This window comes from Calothrix rhizosoleniae SC01, assembly GCF_900185595.1.
GTDB classification, from domain to species: Bacteria; Cyanobacteriota; Cyanobacteriia; order Cyanobacteriales; family Nostocaceae; genus Calothrix_A; species Calothrix_A rhizosoleniae.
In genome coordinates this window covers 1-12,046 of record NZ_FYBH01000251.1, presented here as the reverse complement: position 1 = coordinate 12,046, position 12,046 = coordinate 1, and the positions used below count along the sequence as shown (strand labels likewise).

The window sequence follows — 12,046 nt, the reverse complement described above, 5'->3', positions numbered from 1 at the left end:
AAGTTATCCTGATGTTGATTTCGATGGTCTAGTTGAGATTAATTTAAATCTCGTGAAAGATGGAGAAACAGTATACAGCGATCGCGTGGTTTTTCGAGTCGCTCCTTGGATGATGACTCCTAATACCTTATCTCCAATCACTGTTTATGTTTCTCGTTTATCTCAAGGATTTAATGCAGAATTTATCGACGAATTGAGAAAAGTTGTGGGTAAAGCTAACGCCCAACTAGATATTATTCCTTATCGGTTTCATCAAGATGATCCTTGGATGCAAGACGAAATTGAAATTGGTTACGCTCAAGCTCCAGGACAACTAATGCACGTAGTATTTGATTCCCCCCGCGATCGGGGATTAGTTGATTTTCCCAAACGCAAACTCCTAGGAATCGATTTTGGTTATGTAACTCGTAAAAGCCGCCAGCAAGCAACAAAGTTAGATTCTTTTGGTAATTTAGAAGTTTCTCCTCCAGTCACTGTCAACGGCGTTGATTATCCTTTTGGTCGAATCATCTTTGGCGGAACTCGCACTGAAATTATTCCCAATCCGCGTCGGATGTTAAGAGTGTTGCGAGACTTTCTCTACGCCCAAAAAATTCAAGCCCCCTTGGAAATTTTTTCTGACTGGCTCAGTGTAGGGCATATTGATGAGTTTATGACCTTTGTGCCTACATCTATTCCTAAAGGATTTAAACTACTTTTAGCTAGTCCTGACAAGTGTTATGACCTGCTCAAAAGATTACGAGATGAAGGACATTCTCAATTATTATTGCGACAAGGAAAACGGCTTTTTGGTCAACCTGCTGATATCAGTGTGGCAGATATTCTCGACAATCAAGAATTAGCTGATCATAACCAACGTTTTCAGGAATACATTAATTGGAATCGAGAGATTTTACAACAGGAATTAGATTTAAGCGAAGAAGATATTATTCATATACCTGGTTTGTTTGAAGATGATGGCGCTGGACGAGCAGAAACTTTTTTCCCCAACATGGTGAATATGATCGTTCTGCAACAGCATCTTGGTATTCCCAAACCATTTGGACCCAAAGTTAATCACCAATGCCAATTTGAAGCTTATGTGAAAGATATTTTAGAACCTTTGGGTTTAGTTTGCCACTTTATTGATGATTGGGATCCTTATTTTCGCGGACGAGGAGAAATTCATTGTGGTACTAATACACGCCGACAACCTTTCGCTAAAAAATGGTGGGAGATTGAATCCATAGTTTCTTAGGTACAACAATTGCATTGAAACACATGGGGTCAATCCAAAATCGTTCGACTGAGCGCTCACGAAGAAGTCCAAAATCCAAAATCCAGAATTGTTTTGACTCACTTTCGTTCAGTGGAACTAGGGTAAAAATCTATCTAAAGCTGCTTTCAATTGCTCTAGCTCCACTTCGATATTACCTTCCTGGGCAGCTCTACCAATACATTCAGTCAAATGTTCGTCCAAAACAATACGTGCTACCCTATCCAATGCTCCCCTAACTGCGGCTATTTGCAACAACACATCTGGGCAGTGGCTATTTTGCTGCACCATACTTTTTATACCACGAATATGCCCTTCTATACGTGACAATCTATTAACTATTTTTCGCAATGACTCTTCACTATGAACGTGAGGATGAATCGAATGTTCGTGCTGATGAGTACTGTGTTGACTATCTTGATTCTTATTGATTTTTTTATTTTTTGGTGAGGATTCTGGATGTTGATGATTGCTTATGGATTCTTGTTGAGCTAATCGATTTGATCCATTCATGGGCTGTTGTGGATGGTTACTGTAGTAAAATCCTAGCCTATTAAGATAGCTCGGTAGTATTTTTTATTTCCCCTATCCTACAGTAAGCCTAGTTAAAATAGCTGATTGTTTTCTTGAAAATGGAGTAATTTAGAGAATTTTCCCCAGTTAATTGGCATCAATAGTTCAATAGTGACAAAAACCGCACAATAACCGACGGACACCACTATAGTTACAAAGCTTAAAAGTAGTTAATACTTCGTTACAATAAATTCATAAGTAACGAGGTGATTTTCACCTCTAAACATAACAATCAGAGGTGAACGCCATGAATAGCACAATTCGTGTTGGCAATCTCTTTGGGATTCCTTTCTATCTGCACCCTTCTTGGTTTTTAGTCCTGGGTTTAGTCACTTGGACTTATAGTAGTGGGCTAGCAGCACAATTTCCTCAATTATCAGCAGGATTAACTGTACTATTAGGATTAATGACAGCGCTATTATTATTTAGTTCTGTTGTCGCCCATGAGTTAGGGCATAGCTTTGTTGCCCTGCGCCAAGGAATTAATGTCAAATCAATCACATTATTTATATTTGGCGGATTAGCCAGCTTGGAAAAAGAGTCAGAAACTCCAGGTGAAGCTTTTTGGGTTGCGATCGCTGGACCCTTGGTTAGTTTTATACTCTTTGGTATATTCACAGCTATTGGCTTTTTGACTGGTGGATCTGGGCCATTGGCAGCAATTTTGGCTCTTGTGGCTTCAGTCAACCTGGCATTAGCACTATTTAATCTAATTCCTGGATTGCCTTTAGATGGGGGTAACATACTGAAATCTCTAGTATGGAAAATCACAGGAAATCCTTATAAGGGAGTAGTTTTTGCCAGTCGTATCGGACAAGTTTTCGCTTGGTTAGCGATCGCATCTGGGTTAATACCCTTATTCTTATTTGGTAGCTTTGCCAACTCTTGGAATTTATTAATTGGTTTCTTTGTACTACAAAATGCTGGTAATGCGGCTCAATTTGCCAAAGTTCAGGAGAAACTTACAGGTTTAACAGCAGGGGATGTTGTGACCGATGATAGTCCAATTGTGTCTGTGAATATGACCTTGAGGGAATTTGCTGACCAACGGATACTATATTGGCAAAATTGGTATAAATTCTTAGTCACAGATGATAGTGGAAAATTATTAGGAACTATATCTGTTGACGATTTGCGAACCATTCCCACATTTGAGTGGTCACAAATTCAAATCACGGAAATCATGCAACCAATTGAGCTGTATAACACTGTAAAATCTGATATCCCCTTATTGGAAGTCATACAGTTGCTTGAGGGCACAAAATTATCTACACTTCCTGTGATTGGTAAGAATGGAGTACTAGTAGGTATTTTAGAAAAAGCTGCAATTATTAACTTATTGCAAAACCCAGTCCCAGCTAACCCCGCGTAACTGTTACTAACCCTAGATTGGGTGAACGAAATTTTGGGTGGGATTTCTAGCTAAGTATTCAAAAAATTACTCCCCACACCTCCCGCACTTCCCACACTTTTTTCGCTCACCCCCTTAGATTAGAGAGTTCTATTTCCATGGCTAACTACGGGATTAAAAAACATTTGCCAGGGTCTACAATAGGTAACTGCGATCGCTTAATGTATATGTATCACAACATCAAATTCACAAGATAATAGATACATAACTTGACCGAAATTAATGTTTATTGAGGCAGTAAAAAATGGGTCGATTAAATCCCTATACCCTACAGATGCAGATTACCCGAATGTTTACCCAAGGGCAATCTTTTTTTGCAACTACCAAGGTACAAGAATGGCTGAAGGAGCGTAATCAGAATCCAGCAGAGTTTGAGATTATTTTTCATGAAAAGCCTGCTCCTCCTGGCTCTCCAGAGGCAATATTAGTAGAAATAGAATTGAAGCGTAAGGATGGACAACCTGTAGATCCTTGGTTACAAGAGCAAGCAAATCTTCATACTTAATAGTATTTTTTATTGGCATCAGAAAAAATACTATTAAGTATAAATGAAACACAAGAAACAATCATATTAAATTCATCATATCTTTACAGGGTTTCCTAGGAAATAACATTCCCATTTGCGGAATGTTATTTATTATGTTGGTAGTTATAGCACTACAGGTAAATCATAATTTTGCTGTTCATCGGTTTTAGGATTCAACAATATCCTAAATGATATGGGTAGTGCTATATAGAAAACTATTTGTAAATAATTAATAGTATGAAATTAAATAACCCTTGGGTCATAGTTTTTTGGTTTTATTTGGGAATTATAATTACAATTATCATTTCTGCATATCTGAAAGTTCTACCAGCTAAAAGCTCAACAATTCCTTTTTACGATACTATCGGACACTTCATTTTAATTGGCTTGACAGCTTTTCTTGCTCACTTAGCACTTAATAAAAGATACATAAATATTTTCAAAATTTCTATCCCTATGGCACCAATCACAGTAGGTATTTTGACATTTATTGAAGAATGTTTACAACACTTTTCACCTCATCGCACCTTTGATTTGGTTGATTTAGCTGCTGATTTTTGTGGTATTGTCTTTTTTACCTGGTTAGCAGAAAAAATTACTATTAAACAACCTTCTGAAAAATAAATAAGTTACTAATGAACAGTATTATCATAATAATAGCAAGACATATATGAGAATATTCCAATAGGTTTTATTACTCTCACATCAAAGATGCTAAATATAGCACTACCAAAGCACATTAGGACATTTTTGAACGCTGAAACCCATGAGCAATAAACTTATTACTTATTACCTGTTATTTGCATGTAGCGCTATACTGGACAGCTATCATGACTATATAGCTTGCAAAGTAGGACAAGGTATTTGTTCCTCTCATATCCTCAGGTTATACTCCAGCGAGCCTACTTAGTAGTGTTGGTTCATATTTGACAAAAAGACCCAAACGAAAAGTATAAGCTGACTTTGAACAGTAAAAGGAAAGCAAAATTTTTCCCATGTCTTCTGTCATGATGTATTAAAGTAGATGACAGCTACAGTTAATGATTATTCCCATAAGGATAATGTCTCATAATTGTATTGAAAATATTTACAATTATCTGAAAATTTCAGATAAAATTGCTACTTCTGGGCAGCCTGACAAGGAAGATATTGCAACGATTAAAAGAGCAGGCTATCAGTTAGTTATTAATTTAGCAATGTCTGATTCTCCTGACGCTTTAGTTGATGAGAAAAAAGTTGTTGAAGCAACAGGTATGGAATATATACATATTCCTGTAGTTTGGGACAATCCTTTGATTGAGGATGCTAAAGATTTTTTTAAAATGATGGAACTCAATGTCAATAAAAAAATATTTGTTCATTGTGTAGCCAACAAAAGAGCTTCTGTATTCATGTATTTGTATCGTTATATTTATGACAGTCTTAATGAAGAAGAAGCTAAGAAAGATTTATACGCAATTTGGATTCCTAACCAGATTTGGCACAAGTTGATCCAAGATGTAATCGATGTATATCGCTAAAATATACTATTTATCTCCCCTACAGTTAATGCCTCTTGACTTTAGCCGTTAAAGTGTGAAGGAAAAATGCACATTAGCTTACTCTATTTTCAATTTATAGCACTACCACAGCACGTTAGGACAAACCTATGAACAGTAAACTTATTACTCCTTCAGAGTGAATCCTAAGCCCTTCGAGCACGGCAAAGCCGAACGGAGGGGAACCCCTACTCTGCGAGGAGCCGCTTCGCGTCTACGGGTTGCGCCAGTTGACGGCAGTTGCTATAAGTCGGGAACCCGCCCAACGCACTGCCTCTTTTATGCCGGGAAACCCCTCCACCGCAATGGCTCACTTGTTACTTATTACTTGCGCGTATCGCTATATCTGCTTGGTGACCATTGCCACAATTCTGGGAAATGGAAAAATTATCTTGGCAAATTAGGCTATTTTCGAGTACTTGATTTATCTGTTTGCAAAAGATAAATTCGATCTGAGAGCGCACATCTTCAGGTACATCTACTAAATTTTTGGAATTTTTTTGTGGTAACAGGACTCGTTTAATTCCCAGGCGATGAGCTGCGAGAACTTTTTCACGTACGCCACCAATGGGTAAAACTTCTCCACTGAGATTAATTTCTCCAGTCATCGCCGTATCTGTTCTCACTGCTCGTCCCGTCAGTAAGGAAGCGATCGCGCATACCATTGTTACCCCGGCTGAAGGACCATCTTTGGGAACAGCACCAGCAGGAACGTGTAAGTGTATGCCGTTATTTTTAAATACACTCACATCAATATTCCAAGTAGTTGCATTTGCCCAGAGATATGAGTAAGCAATATGAGCCGACTCTTCCATGACTTTACCCAACTGCCCAGTCAAAATTAATTCTTTACCTTGGGGTAATTGTACTGCTTCTACAAATAAAACTTCTCCCCCTGCTAGAGTCCATGCTAAACCAGTTGCAACACCAGGTAAGGGTGTTTTGCGACTTTCATCTCGCAGGAAAATTTTTGGACCGAGCATATCTTCTAGCTGTTCTGGATGGATTGTCATTGGCTCGGTTTTACCGCCAGCATAGCGAACAGCCACTTTGCGGCAAATATTACCCAGTTGTTGTTCTAGACGACGAACTCCTGCTTCACGGGTATAGTACTCAATGACTTGGGAAAAAACAGTTGTTGGTACCTGTATTGCAGCTTCTGGAAGTCCAGATTTTCTGATTTGACGGGGTAGGAGATATTTTTCCGCGATCGCCACTTTTTCCTGTTGAGAATAGCCAGGTAACTCAATAATTTCCAATCGGTCTATTAAGGGTGCAGGGACGTTGGAAAGGTCGTTAGCAGTACCGATAAAAAATACTTGGGAGAGGTCAAAATCCAAATCTAAATACAGATCCCGGAAACAATAGTTTTGTTGGGGGTCAAGAATTTCTAGCAATGCTGAAGCTGGATCACCACGATAGTCCATGCCGACTTTATCCAATTCATCCAGCATCATCACCGGGTTTTTGACTCCCGATCTATGTAATGCTTGAATAATTCGTCCCGGCATGGATCCAATATAAGTACGGCGATGACCACGCAATTCTGCCTCGTCTCGCAAGCCACCTAAACTAACCCGCTCAAAAGGACGACCCAAAGCTCTAGCGATAGAACGTCCCAAGCTAGTTTTACCCACCCCTGGTGCTCCAGTAAAACAAAGTACCGTACCAACTGTGTAATTTTCTTGGTATGCTCGTGGTTTTTCTTCCTTGTCTGCTGAACTATTATTGGCAGAAGCTTTTTTGAGTTTGAAAGTAGCTAGGTGTTCAATAATACGGTCTTTGACTTTTACCAAACCGTGGTGATCTGCATCTAGTACTTCCCTAGCATTCTGTAAATCTAGTTTATCTTCTACCATCTTGTTCCATGGCATTTCTAGTAACCAGTCGAGATAGGTACGAATCACCCCTCCTTCCGCAGAATTACTTCCTACCCTTTCTAAACGAGATAATTCCCGTTTTGCCTGTTTTTCTGCCACCTGGGGCAATTGTGCTGCTGCTAGTTGCGATCGCAAATCTTCAATTTCTTGGGTTTCTGGTTCGTTTTCACCCAATTGTTCTTGAATTTTCTTCAGTTGTTGGCGGAGCAAGAATTCCCGTTGTTGTTGGTCAAGTTCTTTTTTGGTTTCCCCTAAAATTTCTCCCCGCAGTTTTTGCACTTCCAACTCTTGACTCAATTTCTCTAGTACCAATCGTAGTAGTGCTTCCAAGCTTTCTTGTTCCAGTACTTCCTGTAATTGCTCCACATTATGGGGCAGTAACATAGTAGTTTGATAACATAATTCCCCCGGATCATTACTTGCTAGCAATACAGATAGCACCTCTTCGGGAAAATCAGGATGAAAATCAGCTATTTCTTGCCAGAGAGCTTTTATTGCCTCTGTCAGAGCGTCTAGAGTCGCCAATGATGTGCCAGAAGCAATTGCTGCTTTTTTGGTTAACTTTGGCAGCCGGTAAAACTTTACACTTAATGTACTTTTGCCACTGAGGTGACTTTCCTGGGGAGTATTGGTGTCAGATGTCTCCTTTGGAGCATCCTCAGTAGTAAGACTTAATTCCTCAATTTTAACCCGCTCTAATCCTTGGACAATCAACTGTGCCGCTCCCATAGGTAAATGCACCATGCGTTGTATGGTTGCCAAGGTAGCAATAGGATAAATATCTTCTAACTTTTCTATTTCTACTTTTTCATTCCCATCTAGGCGACTAGCCATCTCTGGTTTCACGGTGGCAATTACCAATTCTTTTTGTGCCGTTAATACAGCAGTTTCCACCGTTGCCAGGGATCGAGGTCGTCCTGCCACCACAGGTAAGGTAATTTGGGGAAGTAGGACAATATTTCGCAAAGGAAGCAGGGATCTAGTTTCCAATGCTTTTGATTGTCCTGGAAATAAGTTATTAAGGTAATTCATAACAGCTCCCATAAAGTAATCGCTTGACTGTCAGGCATGGCGACTCTACTTTGAAGTTAAATTAAAAGTTTGAGGAACTTGTGAAGAGGGGAGGTGAGGAAAAAAATACTATCAATTCAATTGACAAAGCCAAGACTCGTTTTGAATACGCTCGGCTATAGGGTGTATTGTTGTTGCTTTAAGCTCAGATTTATCACGATGATATTCTTTTGAATCATCATGCCATCCTTGCCAAATTTGGGCAGCAAGTTGAGAAAACTCATCTCGCACTTGGAACCAGGTAGGGTTATCTTCTCTATTCCACAAGCTAAAAAGTAAATCTAAAACTTTCTCGGAGGTGCTGTTCTTCATTCGATTCAGTTTCTTTTTGTTAAATTCAGTTAACTGATCTTCTTCCTTGAAAATTCTGCTAATTCCCTCCTTGGTGCTAAAGTTACCAAGTTTATTTGAACACCTGGAAATATTAAAAAGTGCATCACAAATTCGACGATTTAAACCCAAGTATACAGCCCCTTTAAGTGCCTTTAAAAAATGATTTAAAGCCTCAATAGGTTTATTCTCAATTAAGAGCAAACGTTCTCCATCTAGCAAATTAATTTCTGAAATAACTGCTTGACGAAAATTATCACTATGACCAATTGGTAAATCAGTTATGGCAAGTTTAGTAGCAAATTTGGATGCCTGTTTTGACAAATTCTCATCTCCAAGCCTGACCCAAACTCGTCCTGCTAAAGCTAGCCATCGAGACATTCGCTGAGTTAAACCAATACGTGATGCATAGTGGGCTGCTTTCAGAAAATATTCTGTGGATTTTTCCAGCGTACTTTTATCGTCACCAAGATAAAACTCTATCCGCGCTATATTTCCATAAATTTCAGACAATGCTTGATAAATATCTAAACCAGGATCTTTATAGCAAGAGTCTGGTCTAATTGCACCTCTAATTTTCCTGTCCCATTCTTCTAATCCCAGCCACTTGCTTCTTTTACTGGATGAAAATAAGTCTGGATTATGCCCACAGGAAAGCTCATATAAATAGACTTCTGACTTAATTAAAGCTTGGATAGGAACAAGTTCTTCTGCTTCTTTGTTTTCCTCAAATACCTGTTGAATTTCTTGAATAATTATTTTCGCCTGAGGAATATCACCTTGAGCATTAGATAGCCTGAGATTTAGTCGTTTTGCGATCAAATAGCAACGATAGAAGTTGAGTCGATAAGTAAAGTAAATCTTGTCTTGGGAAATTTTGTTCAATTCATTCCAAGCTGTATTCCCAATCTTCTTAATTTCGACCTTATAATCTTCGTTCGTGGAATTGTAATCTTCGTCAATAAACTGATATTTTTGAAAATCTCTCCTAACTTTAGTTAATTGCTTTCTCAACTGCGAGAGAGTTTTAAATGCTGAAGCATAAGTTTCTAAATCAAGTTCGCCACTGAAGTTTTTATCCGCCAGCCATGACTTGCCAGCACAGGCGATCGCTTGTAGCATGGTAATCATTGAGTCTCGATCAACCCAAATCCCCTGATAACCTTGTTGATTTCCCAGAATTACTGTGGTTTCAACTAAAGAATTAATACTGGTATCCAGGGTTTTTGTAAATAAGTTAATTTTAGCTACATCCTTAGTAAAGCCCATATGTAGGCTACAAGCACCAATAGCATTTTCCACCATCGTATTGCTAGAGGTATACATCCATTCCAGAAATTCACTCTTATTGTCATCATGGCTAAAGCTACAAGTAATTACAGCCATAATCACTGGACTTAGGGAGTCAAGAGACTGTACCTCTAGCTGCGCTTCTTGGGATGTACCTTGAGCATTCAGAGCGTGTTCTGCCTGTTCAGCAATCTCTACGAACTTATCGTATAACAAGTTATATGCTGCTTCTTTACTAACAGATAGGGATAAAATTTTAAATTCTAACTTTTCAACTATAAGATGCAGATTGGTTGGGTATTTTGGCATTTGCTCTTTGATGAGAATGCTTAGAAATAGCCCAATTGCTTCTTGCCGAGTGAAGTTTGCTTTACCTCCAGCTTTTAGCCTTTTCCAAATTCGTTTTAGCTTGTCAATGATTTCTAGTCTCAGTTTTAAGCCCAAATTTGGGTAAGATTCCCCTGACTCCCTTAATTTACCCAACTTATCAATCAAAGACCTTAGAAAGTCATTTTCTTGAGACTCAGCACCCTCCCCTAAAAGCTGTTTGCTGGCAATTCCTACCTTATTACTTGCGATTGCCAAGAACTCTTGGGTTGTGGGCAGGAAGTCTTCAAAATCCAAAAATTCCAGCCATGCAACTACTTGAGCAACTTGAAAGAACTTTTCTTTGCTTACTTTAATACTACTGGTGTCCTTTGGCAAAAAGCCAGCAGACTCCAGCAGTTCATCAGATCCAATCTCTCCCAATAACTTTCGTAACTCATCAGGATTAGATTCTATCGGTTCTGAGTTTTGTTCACCCTCTGTTTTTGATTTCCTTTTGGATCTCCTACGATTTGGAAGTTTCTTGCATAAATCGATCAAGTTTTGGCGATCAACTGGCAGTTGTTTCTTGTGGTCATTCAAAAAATTAACCACAACTGGTCGACTAATACCCATCCCTTCCGATAATTCCACTTGAGTCGCTTCCATTTTATCTAGGAAGAATTGGAGCATCTCCCGCAGATATTTTTGGTCTCCAACACTTTCTTTACCCATATCCCTATCTTCTACATATAACACAAATGTAAATTGTGTTTACTTTTAAATGGAATTTATACTGTTTTCAGTATTTTAATATACATTTTTTCCTCTATATATATCAAAAGTGTAAATTCCATTTACTCTATAAATATAATTTACACCATTTTCCGTATCTCAATATACAGTTTTTTTTACATACTTGATTTATTCAGCAATAATGTAGCTTAAACTACATTATTGCCTATGATAATTTGCATATTGAAATGTTTTACTATTTGCCTTAAAATGCTGTATTATTACAGATGTAAATTCGCTTTACAAGTTATGACCTGAATCTATGATTCCTAAAACAGTCGAGAGGGTCCTCAACTGTTGCCAACAAAAGCTAGCTAGATTTCAACAATCTAGGAACACTGGATGTATGAAAATCAAGTGTAGTTTTAATCAAGGTCAGTATAGGGTCCAATGCATCTCTGGAGAACTGCACGATTTCCTGATTACTTCTGAAGATCTGGGTACATGGAAGACACCTCCTCTGCTCAGACATAGAGAAGCTTTGGAGACTGTTGAACAGGTGATAGAAAAGCTCAATAGTTCGCTGCATGAGGTGTTTTTCCTTCAGCAAGGGTTTGCAACTATTGTTATCGTCTATGACAGACACGATAACAAATATGGACTACTGTTTTCCCCGTCAATAGTCCACGGAATTTCGTGTGGAGCTTGGAGATGATTATACCACAACTCCAGGTTATAAATTTTTGAATTGAATTGCTTGGTGTGAGAATTTTCCGAACAAAATCTAAATAAATCTCTGTTAATAGCCATCGATGGGAATAACCACGACGGGTGCTGCTGAAGTTTTAAGGGACTTCCGCGCATCCGTTTTTGCGTTTTTAGCAATTAACACAATAAATTCATCATATTGGAGTTAATAACCATGACAACAAATCAATATAGCAGTCTATTCAAATTGACTGCTAAGTTACTCAAATATTTCTTATTAGGAATATTCAGCTTTGCGATCGCCTACATTCTATCAATGAGTTTTGGGGGTTTGAATATTTTCGTAGCTCTGCTGTCCTTTATAGGAGATTGGTTTTGTAAGCTGGGAATTATCCTGTTGTGTTTGATGACAACCACAATAAG

9 protein-coding genes are annotated in these 12,046 nt (G+C 38.5%); 6 read left to right on the top strand and 3 right to left on the bottom strand.

Going from position 1 to position 12,046, the window contains the following annotated elements; genetic code table 11:
• Positions 1-1,237, top strand: a 1,237-nt coding sequence (locus CALSC_RS15030) for a protein-arginine deiminase domain-containing protein (protein ID WP_268807215.1), incomplete at its 5' end; no start/stop codon positions are given.
• Positions 1,238-1,354: 117 nt separating this feature from the next.
• Here the strand turns inward: CALSC_RS15030 and CALSC_RS15025 are convergent.
• Positions 1,355-1,768, bottom strand: coding sequence for a metal-sensing transcriptional repressor (locus CALSC_RS15025; protein WP_088242135.1), 414 nt, complete (start codon positions 1,766-1,768; stop codon positions 1,355-1,357).
• 307 nt (positions 1,769-2,075) lie between these two features.
• On the opposite strand from CALSC_RS15025, the gene CALSC_RS15020 reads away from it, so the two are divergent.
• The 4 genes from CALSC_RS15020 to CALSC_RS15005 all read left to right on the top strand — a co-directional run bounded on the left by CALSC_RS15020 (position 2,076) and on the right by CALSC_RS15005 (position 5,285).
• Entirely contained in the window at positions 2,076-3,200 is a 1,125-nt protein-coding gene (locus tag CALSC_RS15020; RefSeq protein WP_088242134.1) for a site-2 protease family protein, read from the top strand.
• A gap of 283 nt (positions 3,201-3,483) precedes the next feature.
• On the top strand, positions 3,484-3,744 hold the full coding sequence (locus tag CALSC_RS15015; protein ID WP_088242133.1) for a hypothetical protein: 261 nt from the start codon (positions 3,484-3,486) through the stop codon (positions 3,742-3,744).
• A 258-nt stretch (positions 3,745-4,002) separates the two neighbouring features.
• Positions 4,003-4,389, top strand: coding sequence for a VanZ family protein (locus CALSC_RS15010; protein ID WP_088242132.1), 387 nt, complete (start codon positions 4,003-4,005; stop codon positions 4,387-4,389).
• Between the two features lie 437 nt (positions 4,390-4,826).
• Positions 4,827-5,285: a protein tyrosine phosphatase family protein gene (locus CALSC_RS15005; protein WP_200817644.1), complete on the top strand. Its 459-nt coding sequence runs from the start codon at positions 4,827-4,829 to the stop codon at positions 5,283-5,285.
• 335 nt (positions 5,286-5,620) lie between these two features.
• Here CALSC_RS15005 and lon read toward each other — a convergent pair whose 3' ends face one another.
• Both lon and CALSC_RS14995 read right to left on the bottom strand, forming a co-directional pair.
• Complete coding sequence (lon, locus tag CALSC_RS15000) at positions 5,621-8,215, bottom strand: endopeptidase La (protein WP_088242137.1); 2,595 nt, start codon at positions 8,213-8,215, stop codon at positions 5,621-5,623.
• 111 nt (positions 8,216-8,326) lie between these two features.
• Entirely contained in the window at positions 8,327-10,915 is a 2,589-nt protein-coding gene (locus CALSC_RS14995; protein ID WP_088242131.1) for a hypothetical protein, read from the bottom strand.
• 922 nt (positions 10,916-11,837) lie between these two features.
• Here CALSC_RS14995 and CALSC_RS14985 point away from each other — a divergent pair.
• A partial coding sequence (locus CALSC_RS14985) for a hypothetical protein (RefSeq protein ID WP_088242136.1) occupies positions 11,838-12,046 on the top strand: 209 nt, incomplete at its 3' end.

Coding starts and splice junctions, on each gene's coding strand:
- CALSC_RS15015 (WP_088242133.1), top strand. CDS start 3,484: ATGGGTCGATTAAATCCCTATACCCTACAGATGCAGATTACCCGAATG.
- lon (WP_088242137.1), bottom strand. CDS start 8,215: ATGAATTACCTTAATAACTTATTTCCAGGACAATCAAAAGCATTGGAA.
- CALSC_RS15025 (WP_088242135.1), bottom strand. CDS start 1,768: ATGAATGGATCAAATCGATTAGCTCAACAAGAATCCATAAGCAATCAT.
- CALSC_RS15005 (WP_200817644.1), top strand. CDS start 4,827: ATGTCTCATAATTGTATTGAAAATATTTACAATTATCTGAAAATTTCA.
- CALSC_RS14995 (WP_088242131.1), bottom strand. CDS start 10,915: ATGGGTAAAGAAAGTGTTGGAGACCAAAAATATCTGCGGGAGATGCTC.
- CALSC_RS15020 (WP_088242134.1), top strand. CDS start 2,076: ATGAATAGCACAATTCGTGTTGGCAATCTCTTTGGGATTCCTTTCTAT.
- CALSC_RS15010 (WP_088242132.1), top strand. CDS start 4,003: ATGAAATTAAATAACCCTTGGGTCATAGTTTTTTGGTTTTATTTGGGA.